This is a genomic window from Nonomuraea sp. NPDC049624 (assembly GCF_040675255.1).
Classification (GTDB): Bacteria; Actinomycetota; Actinomycetes; order Streptosporangiales; family Streptosporangiaceae; genus Nonomuraea.
This window is the reverse complement of record NZ_JBFAOR010000003.1, coordinates 57421-72616: the sequence shown is the minus strand read 5'-3', so window position 1 is coordinate 72616 and position 15196 is coordinate 57421. Positions and strand designations below refer to the sequence as shown.

At 70.7% G+C, this 15196-nt stretch carries 11 protein-coding genes and 1 pseudogene; 11 read left to right on the top strand and 1 reads right to left on the bottom strand.

Features of this window, described 5'->3' with window-relative positions; translation table 11 throughout:
- Nucleotides 1-96: 96 nt before the first annotated feature.
- Together AB0J76_RS11985 and AB0J76_RS11980 are read left to right on the top strand one after the other, a co-directional pair.
- On the top strand, nt 97-651 hold the full coding sequence (locus AB0J76_RS11985; RefSeq protein WP_364389386.1) for a hypothetical protein: 555 nt from the start codon (nt 97-99) through the stop codon (nt 649-651).
- A 206-nt stretch (nt 652-857) separates the two neighbouring features.
- Complete coding sequence (locus tag AB0J76_RS11980; RefSeq protein WP_352321211.1) at nt 858-4247, top strand: alpha-L-arabinofuranosidase C-terminal domain-containing protein; 3390 nt, start codon at nt 858-860, stop codon at nt 4245-4247.
- A gap of 152 nt (nt 4248-4399) precedes the next feature.
- On the opposite strand, the pseudogene AB0J76_RS11975 reads toward AB0J76_RS11980, so the two are convergent.
- Nucleotides 4400-5301: pseudogene (locus AB0J76_RS11975) on the bottom strand (helix-turn-helix transcriptional regulator).
- Between the two features lie 100 nt (nt 5302-5401).
- On the opposite strand from AB0J76_RS11975, the gene AB0J76_RS11970 reads away from it, so the two are divergent.
- The 9 genes from AB0J76_RS11970 (at nt 5402) to AB0J76_RS11930 (ending at nt 15129) form a co-directional block, all read left to right on the top strand.
- Entirely contained in the window at nt 5402-6664 is a 1263-nt protein-coding gene (locus tag AB0J76_RS11970; protein WP_352321213.1) for a multidrug effflux MFS transporter, read from the top strand.
- A gap of 237 nt (nt 6665-6901) precedes the next feature.
- Entirely contained in the window at nt 6902-7924 is a 1023-nt protein-coding gene (locus AB0J76_RS11965) for a zinc-dependent alcohol dehydrogenase family protein (RefSeq protein ID WP_352321215.1), read from the top strand.
- A gap of 49 nt (nt 7925-7973) precedes the next feature.
- Complete coding sequence (locus tag AB0J76_RS11960; RefSeq protein WP_352321216.1) at nt 7974-8381, top strand: cupin domain-containing protein; 408 nt, start codon at nt 7974-7976, stop codon at nt 8379-8381.
- An 11-nt stretch (nt 8382-8392) separates the two neighbouring features.
- The gene (locus AB0J76_RS11955) at nt 8393-8713 is read left to right on the top strand and encodes an aldo/keto reductase (protein ID WP_352321217.1); all 321 of its coding nucleotides are present in this window, start codon (nt 8393-8395) and stop codon (nt 8711-8713) included.
- 306 nt (nt 8714-9019) lie between these two features.
- A complete protein-coding gene (locus tag AB0J76_RS11950) occupies nt 9020-10048 on the top strand; it encodes a LacI family DNA-binding transcriptional regulator (protein WP_352321218.1) in 1029 nt (342 codons plus the stop codon).
- Between the two features lie 67 nt (nt 10049-10115).
- Entirely contained in the window at nt 10116-11375 is a 1260-nt protein-coding gene (locus tag AB0J76_RS11945) for an extracellular solute-binding protein (RefSeq protein WP_352321219.1), read from the top strand.
- 12 nt (nt 11376-11387) lie between these two features.
- On the top strand, nt 11388-12350 hold the full coding sequence (locus AB0J76_RS11940) for a sugar ABC transporter permease (protein ID WP_352321221.1): 963 nt from the start codon (nt 11388-11390) through the stop codon (nt 12348-12350).
- Nucleotides 12347-13153, top strand: coding sequence for a carbohydrate ABC transporter permease (locus AB0J76_RS11935; protein WP_352321223.1), 807 nt, complete (start codon nt 12347-12349; stop codon nt 13151-13153). The genes AB0J76_RS11940 and AB0J76_RS11935 overlap by 4 nt, the downstream gene beginning before the upstream one ends.
- 26 nt (nt 13154-13179) lie before the next feature.
- The gene (locus tag AB0J76_RS11930) at nt 13180-15129 is read left to right on the top strand and encodes a beta-L-arabinofuranosidase domain-containing protein (RefSeq protein WP_352321224.1); all 1950 of its coding nucleotides are present in this window, start codon (nt 13180-13182) and stop codon (nt 15127-15129) included.
- Nucleotides 15130-15196 lie beyond the last annotated feature (67 nt).

Sequence of the window (15196 nt, the reverse complement as noted above, 5' to 3'; positions counted from 1 at the left end):
TCTTCATCCCGGCCGGCCGGGACCGCCTTCATCGGACGCCGGCACGCGCTCGCGCCGGAATCGTCCGGCGACGACCCCCGAAGGGAACCACACCCCGTGAACAACGCACTGCGATACGCCGTGACCGTCCTGCTGGCCGGGCTCGCCCTCCTGCTCACCGCACCCGCGGCATCCGCCCATCGCGGACCGATCAAACTGGAGGTGACCGGGGACGGCGGCCACAACGTCAACGTGCTGGTCACCTGGAAGGAGGACGGGCATCCCGTCACCGACGTCGTCGAGGCGACACTGACGGCGACCTCCTCCGGCGGCCGCTCCTTCGGCCCCGTCCAGCTCCGGTCCTCCTCCGAGGGCCAGAACCTCTACACCTCCCCCGAGCCGCTGCCGAGCGGCACCTGGAAGGTCACGGTGACCGCGACCAAGCCGGCCAAGGCGCGCGCGACGACGAAGGTGAAGGCGGCGGACCTGGCCGCCACCCCCGTGGCGGCGACTTCGCCCGCGCCGCGCGCGACGGGCGCCGGGGCTCTGGCCGACCGCGAGGACGCGGACGGCACTCCGTTCACGATCGGAATCATCGCCGTCGCGGTGGTGATCGCTTCCGGGATCTGGATCGCCTTCGCCCGTCGCGGGCGGCTGTACAGCCGTCGCTGAAGGCACCTCGGCCGGTACGCCACGTGGGCGTCGCGGCGCTGGTGCGCGCACCTCTGGTTGTCGACGCCCCGGAGACCACGCTCTTCGTCGAAGGATGCATCCGGTTCCCGCACGGCCCTCGACCAGGAAGCTCCCCTTCCTACCGCACGACACAGCCATTCACGGATCCGGTTTGTTAGCGCTAACATTCCTTAGGAGCCTTCACCATGAAACGCATCGCGTTATCGGTCACGCTCGTCGCCACCCTCCTCGCGGCACCACCGCCCGCGTCCGCCTCAGCGGATCCCATCCCTCAAGGAGCAGCCGTCGACCAGTTCGACGGCGACAGACTGGGGCAGGAGTGGAGCGTCCTGTCTCCCGACGACTCCCGCTGGTCGCTGTCAGGGGGCGCGCTCCATCTGGACACCTCCCCCGGTGACACGTACGGGGGCGGCAACAGCGCCAAGAACGTCTTCCTCGTCGACGTTCCGGCCGGCGACTTCGAGGTGATCACCAAGCTCAGCGCGCCCGTCGCGCTGGACTACCAGAACGCGGGCCTGGTCGCCTGGCAGGACTGGGACAACTACGTACGAACCGGGCTGGCCCACGTCAGCTTCTCCGGCGGCACCGTGATCGAGACGGGGACGGAGGTCGGCGCGAGCTACACCGGCGGCTTCAAGACCCGTCCGGGATCCACCGGCGAGATCCTCAGGCTGGCCAGGACCGGCGACGAGTTCGTCGCCTCCTACTGGGACGGCTCGGTGTGGATCGAAGCAAGCAGGTCCACCGCGAAGATGGACATCAAGCAGGTCGGCCTCTACGGCCTGTCCGCCCAGAACGGGACGCCCATCCGCGCGGACTTCGACTACTTCGCCGTCAAGGCCGCCGAGGGACGGCCGGTGAGCCCGCAGGGGCAGTTCACGCTGAAGGCGGTCGACGCGCCCTACCTGTCGGTCAGCAAGTCGGGCGTGGTGCGGGCCTCGGACAGGGCGCCGATGACCGGCCTTGTCATGACCGCCGAGCCGCGCGACGGCGGACTGGCGCTCAAGGACGTCGCGTCCGGGAAATACCTGGAGGCCGGCGACAAGGTGCGGCTGGGCGCGAACCCCTCGGTCTTCCAGCTCAAGGACGCCGGTGGCGGCAAGGTCAAGCTCTCCTCCAGCGGCAAGAGCGTCTCCGTCAGCGACGGCGCTCTCGTCACCGGCCCGGCGATCACGAAATTCACGATCGAGGGCTACACGTCCGGCGCGCTCACCGTGGACACCAAGGCCAAGGGCACCGAAGTCAGTCCCAACCTGTACGGGGTCTTCTACGAGGACATCAACCACGCCGCCGACGGGGGCCTGTACGCCGAGCTGGTCCAGAACCGCTCGTTCGAGTTCAACGACCAGGACCACGCCTCCTACACGGGCCTGACCGCGTGGAGCAAGGCGGAACGCGGCGCGAGCGCCTCCCTCGCGGTCACCGGCGACCAGCCGCTGAACGCCAACAACCGCAACTACCTGCGTCTCGACGTCACGGGAGACGGCACGGCCGGGGCGAGCAACGCCGGGTTCAACCGCGGCCTGGCCTTGAAGAGGGGCGCCCGCTACGACCTGTCGTTCTGGGCCAGGCGCACCGAGGCGGGGACGCTGACGGTGACCGTCGAGGACGGCACCGCGGTCCTCGGCACGGCGGCCCTGCAGGTCAAGGCGGGCGGCTGGGCCAAGTACGAAGCGTGGTTCACCGCGGCGGCGACGACCGACGCCGGTCGCCTGATCGTCCAGGCGCCGAGCGGGCGCACCGATCTGGACATGGTCTCGCTGTTCCCGCATGACACCTTCAAGGGGCACGGCATGCGCGCCGACCTGGCCAAGGCCATCGCGGAGTTGAAGCCGGGCTTCCTGCGTTTCCCCGGCGGCTGCGTGACCAACGTCGGCACCTACGCCCCCTACTCCGACAAGCAGGACCGGCGGCGCATCTACCAGTGGAAGGAGACGATCGGCCCGGTCGAGGAGCGGCCGACGAACTTCAACTTCTGGGGCTACAACCAGTCGTACGGCATCGGCTACTACGAGTACTTCCAGTTCGCCGAGGACATCGGCGCCGAGCCGCTGCCCGTGCTGTCGGTGGGCGTCAACGGCTGCAACGTGAACCAGCCGCTGACCGACGAGGCCAAGCTGGCCCGGTGGGTCCAGGACACGCTCGACCTGATCGAGTTCGCCAACGGCCCGGTCACCTCCGAGTGGGGCGCCAAGCGGGCCGCGCTCGGGCACCCGAAGCCGTTCGGCCTGGACTACATCGGCCTCGGGAACGAGGAGATCTACTCCGAGTTCTTCACGAACTATCCCAAGTTCGCCGACGCGGTCAGGGCCAAGTACCCCGCCATTAAGATCATCAGCAACTCGGGGCAAGCCCCACAGGGCGCCTGGTTCGACAAAATGTGGCAATTCGCCCGCGACCAGAAGGCCGACCTGGTCGACGAGCACTACTACAGCAGCCCCGGCTGGTTCCTGACCAACAACCACCGCTACGACTCCTACGACCGCAACGGGCCGAAGGTGTTCGCCGGCGAGTACGCCTCGCAGGGCAACACGTTCGGCAACGCCCTGGCGGAGGCGTCGTACATGACCGGGTTGGAGCGCAACTCCGACGTGGTGGAGCTGGCGTCGTACGCGCCGCTGCTGGCCAACGTGGACTACGTGAACTGGTTCCCCGACCTCATCTGGTACGACAACGACCAGGTCTTCGGATCGGCGAACTACTACGTGCAGAAGTTGTTCTCCACGAACCTCGGCGACCGGATCCAGCCCAGCACGTTCGAGAGCGCGACCAAGCCCCCGGCCGACATCACGGGCGGCATCGGGCTCGGCTCGTGGAGCACCCAGGTCCGCTACGACGACGTCAAGGTCACCGCCGCCGACGGCACGACACTGTTCTCGGACGACTTCTCCGGCGAGGGCGAGAAGTGGACTCCAGGCCAGGGAGCATGGGCCGTGCAGGACGGCGCCTACGTCCAGACCGCCGACGTCACCGACGCCCGATCCACCGCCGGCTCACCTGACTGGTCGAACTACACGATGGAGGTCAAGGCCCGCAAGACCGGCGGCGCCGAGGGATTCCTGGTCATGTTCGGCGTGGGCGACACCTATTACTGGTGGAACCTCGGCGGCTGGAACAACACTCGGTCCGCCGTCGAGAAGGGCATCGGCGGCGGCAGGTCGGAGATCGCCTCCTCCCCGACCACCATCGAGACCGGCCGCGACTACCAGATCAAGATCCAGGTGAACGGACGCAGGATCACCACCTGGCTCGACGGCCAGAAGATCAACGAGTTCGCCGACAATGCCGTCGTGGAGCCGCTCTACCAAGTCGTCTCGCGAGACGGCGACAACGTCACGCTCAAGGTCGTCAACGCTCAGGCGACCGGCGTGCGCAGCACCGTCACCCTGAGGGGTCCCCGCCTTCGCCCGTCCGCCACGGTGACCTCGATGGCCGGCGCTCCGGGCGACGCCAACTCCCTCACCGAACCGACCAGGATCAAACCGGTTGAACGCCACCTGAACGGCTTCTCCAACGCCTTCACCTACGACTTCCCCGCCAACTCCGTCACCTTCATCCGCCTCACCGAACGCTGACCCGCCGACCAGGGGCGGGCCGCCCGCCGGCTCGCCCCTGGTCGGCCTGCCACCCCGGCCCCATTCGAAGAACCGCCCAAGGAGGAGGGCGGCCGAACGTCAGGGCAGGGCGCACGGTGGAACATCGAGGAGATCGTCAGGCGGGCGGGGGTTCAGCGCGATCCCGGATGGGCGCCGGCGACGTCGTCGCCGGCGTTCGTCGGCTGCTCGGCGGCCAGGGATGCGAGCAGGCGCAGGCGTTCGGCGGAGGGGGAGCCGGGTTCGGCGGTGTAGATGATGAGCACGAGTCCGGGTTCGGCGGTGATGGCGAGTTCCTCGTAGGCGAGGACGAGTTCGCCCACCTCGGGATGGTTGAACGCTTCGTGCCCGTTCCGTGGATGCGGACGTCGTGTGCGGCCCAGAGCGTGCGGAACGTGTCGCTGCGAGTGGAGAGCTCGCCGACCAGGTCCTGCAGGGCGCGGTCATGCGGGTCGCGGCCGGCTTCCGCCCGCATGACCGCCACGCACATCTCGGCGAACAGGTCCCAGTCGGGGTAGAAGTCGCGGGAGGACGGGTCGAGGAACTGGAAGCGGGCCAGGTTGGGAGTGCGTCCGCCGTCGCCGATGACGGGCGCATAGAAGCGGCGGCCGAGGGCGTTGGCCGCCAGCAGGTCCTGGCGGGGGTTGCGGACGAACGCGACGCCGTCGGTGATGGCCTCCAGCGCCCAGTGCAGGCTGGGGCGGGAGGCGCTCTGGCGGGTGGCGCGGCGGCGCGGGCGGCCGGAGGCGGGGATGCCGTCGGCGGCGCGGGCCAGGTCGAACAGGTGGGCGCGCTCGGTGTCGTCCAGGTGCAGCGCCCGGGCGATCGCCTCCAGGACGGACGCGGACGCGCCGGCGATCTGGCCGCGTTCGAGCTTGGCGTAATACTCGACGCTGACCCCGGCGAGAATGGCGACCTCGGTGCGGCGCAAGCCGGGCACCCGCCGGTTGGCGCCGCCCGGGATGCCGGCCTGCTCTGGCGTGACCTTGGCCCGGCGCGAGGTGAGAAACTCGCGGACTTCGCGGCGGTTATCCATAATCCCAGCGTAGAGGCCGTCTGGAAGGTCTGGGATGCCCTGTCGGTACACCCCTTGACAGAGACTCCCGCCCTGCCGCCGGGGCCCTTTGACTGGAGTAGTGCTCAATCAATCTCCATCCACGTCGCAGCCGGTCTCCCGGCTGTTGCCCACGCTGTTGCTCCTGTTGACCGTGTTCGGTCCCATCTCGATGGATCTGTACCTGCCGGTTCTGCCCGCGTTGACGGACGAGCTGAACGCGGCGACGTCGATGGCGCAACTGACCGTCACCGCTTGCCTCATCGGGCTGGCGTTGGGGCAGCTCGTCGCAGGGCCGCTGTCGGACCGGTTCGGCCGCGCCCGGCCTCTGTACGTCGGCTTGGCCGCCTACGTCGCGACCTCGTTGCTGTGCGCCCTCAGCCCGAGCATCGAGACGCTCATCATCGCGCGGCTGGTCCAGGGGCTCGCCGGCGGCGCCGGAATCGTGATCGCGCAGGCGGCGGGACGTGACCTCTACTCCGGCGGGAAGCTCATCCGCTACTACGGCCGCATGACCGTGCTCGGCGGCCTGGCCGCCATCGTGGGACCGCTGGTGGGCGGCCATCTGGCCCGTGTCACCGACTGGCGCGGACTGTTCACGCTCCTGGCGGTGATCGGCGCGCTCATCCTGGTGCTCATCGCCTTCGGCTACCGCGAGACGCTGCCCCAGACGAGCCGTACGACGGGTGGGTTCGCCCGAACCGGCCGCGACTTCCGCACCCTGCTGGCCGACCGCGTCTTCACCGGCGCGGTGCTGCTGCAGGGGTTCGTCAACGCCGCCCTGTTCGCCTACCTGGCCGGGGCCACCTACGTCCTGCAGGGCGTCTACGGCCTGTCGCCGCAGCAGTACGCGCTCGCCTTCGGGCTGAACTCGGCCGGGTTCATGGTCTTCGGTTACCTGGCCGGGCGTAGCAGCGAGCGGTGGAGCGTGCGCGGCACCCTGGCCGTGGGCCTGGCCATGTGCGCGCTCGGCACGCTCGGCCTGCTGGCCGCCGGGCTGTGGACGCTGCCGCTGGCCGTGGTGATCGTCTCGCTGCTGATCATGGTCAGCGGCGTGGCCGCCACCACCCCGCCCGCCACCACGCTGGCCCTGGCCGGATACCCGCATATGGCGGGCACCGCCTCCTCGCTCCTTGGCATGGCCCGCTTCGCCTTCGGCGGTGTCGCCGCTCCCTTCGTCGGCCTGGCCGGGGCGGACGGCATGCTGCCGCTCGGGATCGTCACCGTCGTCTCGATCGCGCTCGCGCTGGCGGCCTGCGCCGCTCTCAGCCCCCGGCATCGCGCCCGGACGGCGCGGCCGTCCCCGGCCGCCGAACCCGAGCTCGCCGCCGCGCCGACGCGGTGAGCACGTCGTGCGGACGCCGGGCTAAATGCCGGGAAAGAGTTCCTCTCGCCTGTTCATGCCTCACCTATCGGGGGAAATGCCTCCTCTGCTGGGGAACCGTGCGGGACGCTGCCGGCGCCGGTTCGGCCGCGACATCTGGCCACCGGCCGGCGAAGCACCTTGGGCGTCGGGCCTTCGACGCTCGACGGAGTCCGCTGATCCGCCGCCGTCACCCAACACTCGAAGGAGACACCACTCATGCGTGGAGCAGTTCTGCACGGACCGCGCGACGTGCGCGTCGAGGACCGTCCCGACCCGCGGATCGTCCAGCCCACCGACGCGGTCATCCGCATCACCGCGACGTGCGTCTGCGGCTCTGACCTGTGGCCCTACCGGGGCGTGGACAAGTCAGACGAGCCGGTGCCGATGGGACACGAGTACGTCGGCGTCGTCGAGCAGACCGGCGACCAGGTCGAAACGATCAAGGTCGGGGACTTCGTGGTCGGGTCGTTCTTCGCCTCCGACAACACCTGCGAGATCTGCCGGGCCGGCTACCAGTCCCGCTGCGTGCACGCCGAACCGATCGGCGCGATCGGCACCCAGGCCCAGTACGCCCGCATCCCGCTGGCCGACGGCACCCTGGTCGCCACCCCCGCCATGCCGGACGCCGACCTCGTCCCGAGCCTGCTGGCCGCCTCCGACGTGCTGGGCACCGGCTGGTTCGCCGCGGTCGCCGCCGAGGCCGGCCCTGGCAAGACGGTCGCCGTCGTGGGCGACGGCGCGGTGGGGCTGCTCGGCGTCCTGGCCGCCGGGCGGCTCGGCGCCGAGCGCATCGTCGTCTTCAGCCGCCACGCCGACCGGCAGAAGCTCGCCGTCGAGTACGGCGCCACCGACATCGTCACCGAACGCGGCGACCAGGGCGTCACCCGGCTCAAGGAGCTGACCGGCGGGCTCGGCGCGCACTCGGTCATCGAGGCCGTCGGCACCCAGGAGTCGATGATGCAGGCCATCCGCTCCACCCGGCCCGGCGGCCACGTCGGCTACGTCGGCGTCTCCCACGACGTCGAGCTGCCAGGCGAGGAGCTGTTCTTCTCCGGCGTGCACCTGCACGGCGGCCCGGCCCCGGTACGCCGCTTCCTGCCCGAGCTCATCGGCCTGATCTGGAACCGCGCGATCGACCCCGGCAAGGTCTTCGACCTCGAACTCCCGCTGGAGGACGCCGCCGACGGCTACCGGGCGATGGATGAACGCCGCGCCGTCAAGACCCTGCTGCGCCCCTGACGGCCCCCATCCCTTCGCAAGAGATCACCGACCACGAGAAGGAACGACCATGGAACTGCTGAAGCAGCCACCGACCACCAAGGGACCAGCCGAATGGTTCACCGGGGACGTCTGGTTCGACGTCATCCACCGCGGCGAGGACCCGTCCCGATCCCGCGCGAACATGGTCAGGTTCGCGCCCGGCGCCCGAACCGCCTGGCACTCCCACGGCCTCGGCCAGACGCTGTTCATCGTCGAAGGCGTCGCGCTGATCCAGTCCCGCGGCGGCCGGCTGATCGAGGCCCATCCGGGCGACGTCATCTGGACCCCGCCGGGCGAGGAGCACTGGCACGGCGCCGCCCCCGGCCACTTCATGACCCACCTGGCCCTGTGGGAAGGCGACGACACCGCCTGGCTGGAGCACGTCACCGACGCCGACTACACCGCGACGCCGGCCGCCACCCGCCAAGCACCCTGAAGAGGATCGACATGGACTACGAGCACCTGGGCCGCAGCGGGCTGCGCGTCAGCCGGCTCGCCCTGGGCACGATGAACTTCGGCGACGCGACCGACGAACCCACCGCCTTCCAGATCATGGACGCCGCGGTGGAGGCGGGCATCAACTTCTTCGACACCGCCGACGTCTACGGCGGCCCCCAGAGGCCGGACATGGACCAGGGGTACGGCCTCTCCGAGGAGATCATCGGCCGCTGGCTCTCCCAGGGCGGCCGCCGGGACCGGATCGTCCTGGCGACCAAGGTCTACCAGCCGATGGGGCTCGGACGGAACGACAAATACCTGTCGGCCTAGCGGGCTGGTCCGCCTCACAGCCGATCGTGGTTACGATCCGGTATCGCCCGGATGGCGAGCACTTGACGGCGGGCGAGCGGTGAGCCAAAGTCGTGCCACATCGTTGAACCGGTTCGCCGAATGCGGCGGTACGAGCGGATTACCGCCACGGTCGCCTGCTTCTCCACCACCACTTTCACCTCGGTACGGACGGCGAGACAGCGAGACGAAGAGAGGGAGCCGCCACCTCATCGTCGAACCGGTTCGACAAACGAGTGGCCGGCCCGCGAGACCGGAGCCGGTTCGGCAAAGGCGAGAGGACGCAGCATGGCGACGATCGGCGACGTGGCCCGGGAGGCCGGGGTGAGCCGCAGCACGGCGTCCTACGCCCTGTCCGGCAAGCGGCCCATCTCCGACGAGGTCCGGCAGCGCGTCCTCGCGGCGGCCGAGGCTCTCGCCTACACACCGAACGCCGGCGCCCGCGCCCTGGCCACCTCCCAGACCAAGGTGCTCGGCCTGCTCGCGCAGTTCCACGAGGACGAGTTCGCGCCGGCCATGATGCAGTACATCCTGGGCGTCACCGACACCGCCCGCGACCAGGGCTACGACACCCTCCTCGTCACCGAGGCCGACGGTGCGCGGGCGCTGCGCAGGATCACCGACTCGCGCATGGTCGACGGCGTCGTCCTGATGAACATCGCGCAGGAGGACGCGCGCCTGCCCATCCTGCGGGCCGCCCCCCAGCCGGGTGCGCTCGTCGGCCTGCCCGGCGACTGCTCCGGCCTCGACGTGTTCGACCTCGACTTCGAGGAGGCAGGCCGGGTCATGGTGGACCACCTCCACCGGCTCGGCCACCGCGAGCTCATCCTGGTATCGCAGCCGGAGCACGTGGTCGAGCGCGGAGGCGCGTACGTTTGGCGGCTGCGCGACGCAGCGCTCGAACGGGCCCGCCTGCTCGGCGTCACCCTGCACGCCGTCTATGGCGAGTCCCGGCAGCCGGCTGTCGGACGGCTGCTCAACAACCTGCTCGACGCCCACCCGGCGGCGACCGGCCTGCTGATCAACAACGAGGCGGTGGCAGCGGCGCTGCCGTCGGTCACCCACCAGCGCGGCCTGCGGGTGCCGGAGGACCTGTCCGTCATCGGGCGCTACTCCGCCGAGTTCGCCGCGACCTTCTCCCTGCCCTACTCCTTCATCGAGAGCGCGCCCGACCGCCTCGGCTCGATGGCGGTGCGCCAGCTCGTCCGCCGGGTGGAGTCCTCCGCGGCCCGGCGCGAGCCGTTCGTCGTGCGCTTCATCTCGCCCGAACTGGTCTCGCTCGCGAGCACCGCACCCCCGCGCCCGGCCGCTCCCTGAGGCCGCGCCCCAGCCCAGCACCCGTTCGACGCCGCTCGATGTGAGCGCTAACAATGGAGATCTCGGAATGACCCGTTCATCGCTTCCCACGCGGGCGGTGGTCCTCGGAACCGCCGTTCTGACCCTGTCCGCCCTCGCCGCCTGCGCCTCCACGCCGCCCGGCGGCGGCACGACCGCCGCCGGCGGCGCGTACACCTGGTGGGACCCCTACCCCCAGCACGACGCCGCCTCCGCCTGGGCTAAGCGCGTGGACGCCTGCGCCAAAGAGGCCGGCGTCATCGTCAAGCGCACCGCCTACGACACCACCGCTCTGACCAACCAGGCCCTGCTGGCCGGGCAGGAGGGCAACGCGCCCGACGTCATCCTGCTGGACAACCCCGCCGTCTCGACCCTCGCCGACGCCGGCATCCTGACCACGATGGCCGACTTCGGCCTCCATGTGAACCGGTTCGACAAGAACCTCATCGCCGCTGGCGAGCTCGACGGCAAGACGTACGGCGTCCCCATCGGCGCCAACACCCTCGCGCTCTACTACAACAAGGACATCCTGGACAAGGCTGGGGTCGACCCCGCCTCGATCAAGGACTGGGCCTCGCTGAACGCGGCACTGAAGAAGGTCAAGGCCGCAGGCAAGAAGCCGATCACGTTCGCCGCCATCGGCACCGAGGAGGGATCGTTCCAGTTCCTGCCCTGGTTCTGGGGCGCGGGCGGGCAGCTCACCCGGCTCGACTCGGCGCAGGCCGTGCAGGCGCTGGAGCTGTGGAACTCCTGGGTCAAGGACGGCATCGCGCCCAACTCGGTGCTCAGCAACTCCCAGAACACCACCTGGGAGGAGTTCCTGACCGGCGAGTTCGGCTTCGCCGAGAACGGCACCTGGCAGGTGAACAGCGCCGCGAAGGCGGGCTTCCCGACGGGCGTCGTGCAGATCCCGGCCAAGGACGGCGGCGCCGCCCCGACACCGACCGGCGGCGAGTTCATCACGGTCCCCGTCCAGAAGGACACCAAGCGGTACGCGGCCACCAAGAAGATCCTCGAATGCATGACCACCCCCGAGGGCCTGGTCGAAACGGGTACGACCTTCGCGTACTACATCCCCTCCACAGCCGAGGGCCAGCAGGCGATCCTGGCCAAGGAGCCGGCCCTGAAGCCGTGGGTCGAGGCCGTCCGGTCGGCCAAGGGACGCACCAGCGACAACCTCGGCACCGCGTACCCGAAGATCTCCGAGGCCATGTGGACCGGGGTGCAGAAGGCGCTGAGCGGCTCCGCCTCGCCCGCCGACGCGCTGAAGGAAGCGCAGGCCAAGGCCGAGCAGGCCGTCCGCGGCTGAACCGGACCGCTCATGAGCTCACCTCGTAACGGCGCGGTCGTCACGGCCCGCCGCCCGGTGGCGGCCCGCTCCGCCGCCGGGCGCCGGCGCTCCCGCCCGAGCCCGGCCCGGCGCTGGACGGCCCTCGCCTTCCTTACGCCCCTGCTCGTCTACCTGGCCCTCTTCTACGCCTACCCGCTCTACCGCAACGTCGAGCTCAGCGTGCACGACTACACGCCGCGCGCGTTCGTACGGGGCGACGCGGAGTTCACCGGGCTCAAGAACTACCTGGACATCGTCTCCGACGACGCCTTCCTGACGGCCCTCGGCTCCACCGCGCTGTTCACGCTGGTGTCCATCGCCTTCCAGTACGCGATCGGCCTCGCGCTCGCGGTCTTCTTCCACCGGAGCTTCCGGCTGAGCGCGGTGCTGCGGGCGATGTTCCTCGTGCCGTGGCTGCTGCCGCTGATCGTGTCGGCCTCCACCTGGTCGTGGATGCTGAACAGCGACAACGGCATCGTCAACGCCTTCCTCGGCGCGTTCGGGATCGGCCAGATCAACTGGCTGACCTCGCCCGACACCGCGCTGCTCGCGGTCACGGTCGCCAACATCTGGCTGGGCGTCCCGTTCAACCTGGTCATCCTGTACGCCGGCCTGCAGAACATCCCGCCCGAGCTGTACGAGGCCGCCGGCCTGGACGGCGCCAACGCCTGGCAGCGCTTCCGCCGCATCACGTTCCCGCTGCTGCGGCCGGTGTCGGCGATCACGCTGCTGCTCGGCCTGATCTACACGCTGAAGGTCGTCGACATCATCTGGATCATGACGAGGGGCGGGCCGGCCGACGCCTCCACGACGCTCGCCATCTGGTCCTACCGGGAGGCGTTCGGCACCGGGCAGCCCGACTTCTCCCCTGCGGCGGCGGTCGGCAACCTGCTCATCCTCATCGCGTTCGCCGCCGGGCTGCTGCACGTGCGCCTGCGGAAGGTGACCGCATGAGAGCGTGGAAGACCGTCGTCGGCGTCGTCCTGGCGGGCGTGATGCTCTTCCCGGTCTACTGGATGGTCAACGTCTCGCTCACCAGGACCGGCGACATGCGCGCCGACCCGCCCCACTGGTTCCCCTGGGACCCGACGTTCGAGGGGTACGCCGCTGCGTTCGGCCAGCAGCTGCCCGCGCTCGCGACCAGCCTGTTCATCGGCCTCGCAACCGTCGCGCTCACCCTGGTCGTGGCGTTGCCCGCCGGGTACGCGCTGGCCAAGCTGCGCCCGCTCGGCGCCCGCGCCATCGACTTCCTGCTGCTGGTCGCCCAGATGATCCCCGCGGTCGTGATGGCCATGGGCTTCTACGCGATCTACATCAGGCTCGGCCTGCTCAACACCGTCGCGGGGCTGGTCGTCGCGGACTCGACGCTGGCCGTGCCGTTCGCGGTGCTGCTGTTCCGCGCGTTCATGGCGGGCATCCCCAAGGAGCTCATGTCGGCGGCCGAGATCGACGGGGCCGGCACCTGGCGCACGTTCCGCTCCATCATCCTGCCGCTCAGCAGGAACTCCGTGATCACCGTGTCGCTCTTCTCGTTCCTGTGGGCGTGGTCGGACTTCATCTTCGCCTCCACCCTCAACCGCAACAGCGACACGATCCCGATCACGCTCGGCATCTTCCGCTACATCGGCAACAACACCACCCAATGGAACTCGATCATGGCGACCGCCGTGATCGCGTCCGTCCCCGCCGCGTTCCTCCTGGTCCTCGCGCAGCGCTACATCGCCGCCGGGGTCACCGCGGGCGCGGTGAAGGACTGAGCGTCATCTTGCGAAAGGCACACGACATGACACCTGGCCCGACGGCCGCCCACCCCGTGCCCGTGCTCCCGTCCCGGGGGCCGGTACGCCCCCTCGGGCTCGCGCAGGTCTCCGTCACGGGCGGGTTCTGGGGCGGACGCCAGGCCGTGAACGCCGCGGCGACCCTGGCCCACTGCGAGACCTGGATGGAACGCCTCGGCTGGCTGGCAAACTTCGACCGCGTCGCCGACGGCACGACCGCCCCCGACCGGCCCGGCTGGCCGTTCTCCGACTCCGAGGTCTACAAGCTCATGGAGGCCCTGGCCTGGGAGAGCTTCCGCACGGGCGACGAGGGGGCCGAGAGCGCGCTCAAGCGGCTCACCGCGCGCATCGGCCGCGCCCAGGACCCGGACGGCTACCTCAACACCTGCTTCGGCCACGGCGACCAGCCGCCGCGCTACAGCGACCTCGAACACGGCCACGAGCTCTACAACACCGGCCACCTGCTCCAGGCCGCCGTCGCCCGCCTGCGCACGCGCGGCGAGGACGAGCTCGTACGCCTGGCCCGCCGCGCCGCCGACCACGTCTGCCGCGCGTTCGGCCCCGGCGGCAGGGACGGCCTGTGCGGTCACCCGGAGATCGAGGTCGGCCTCGCCGAGTTCGGCCGCGCGCTCGGCGAGGAACGCTACGTCGAGCAGGCCCGCCTGTTCCTCGACCGGCGCGGTCACGGCAGGCTCGGCGACATCCCGCTCGGCCGCGCCTACTTCCAGGACGACGTCCCGATCCGGAAGGCCGACGTGTGGCGCGGCCACGCCGTACGGGTGCTCTACCTCAGCGCCGCGGCCGTGGACGTCGCGGTCGAGCACGGCGACGACGAGCTGCTGGACGCGGTGCGGCGGCAGTGGGACCGCTCGGTCGCGCGCCGCACGTACATCACCGGCGGTATGGGCTCGCGCCACCAGGACGAGGGCTTCGGCGAGGACTGGGAGCTGCCGCCGGACCGGGCCTACTGCGAGACCTGCGCCGGGGTCGCCTCGATCATGGTGTCCTGGCGGCTGCACCTTGCCACCGGCGACGTGCGGTACACGGACCTGATCGAGCGCACGCTCTACAACGTCGTCGCCGCGTCCCCGGCCGACGACGGCCGGGCGTTCTTCTACGCCAACCCCCTCCACCAGCGCACCCCCGGCCGCCCCGCCGACGACGGCGAGGTCAGCCCGCGCGCCGAGTCGGGCGCGCGCGCCGCCTGGTTCGACGTCTCCTGCTGCCCGACGAACGTCGCGCGGACCCTCGCCGCCCTGGACGGCTACCTCACCACGACCGACGACGACGGACTCCAGATCCACCAGTACGCCCCCTGCGTCATCGCCGCGGACCTGCCGGACGGCAGGCGGGTGGCCGCCGAGGTCGAGACCCGGTACCCGGCCGACGGCACGATCCGCGTCCGTATCACCGAGGACGCCGCCGCGCCCTGGACGCTGTCGCTGCGCGTCCCCGCCTGGGCCGAGGGCGCCACGCTCACCGACGACGGCCGCGCCCGCCCGGCCGCCCCGGGCACGGCGAGCGTGCGGCGGGCGTTCCGCGCCGGGGACGTCGTCACGCTCGACCTGCCCATGCGTCCCCGGTTCACCTGGCCCGACCCGCGGGTCGACGCCGTACGCGGGTGCGTCGCGGTCGAGCGCGGTCCCGAGGTGCTGTGCGTCGAGTCCCACGACCTCCCCGACCCCGCCCTGCTCGACGCCCTGGTGATCGACACGCGCGGCGGCCCGCTGCCCGACCCGCGCGGCGGCCGCGTCACCGGCCGCTCCCCGGCGAGGCCCGACGCCGGCTGGCCCTACACCGCCACCCGCCCGCACGCCGCGTGGCTCATCTCCGACGCCGATACCGGCCCGGACGGCTCGGGCGGCGAGGGGTTCGACGTGCCGCTGCGGCCGTACCACTCGTGGGCGCGGCGCGGCCCGTCCGGCATGCGCGTCTGGCTGCCCGCGTCCTCATGACTCGGCCGGCGTCCCGCCCCGGGACGCCGGGCACGGCAAGGGCCGAACGGCATCGGGGGCCGGTCCT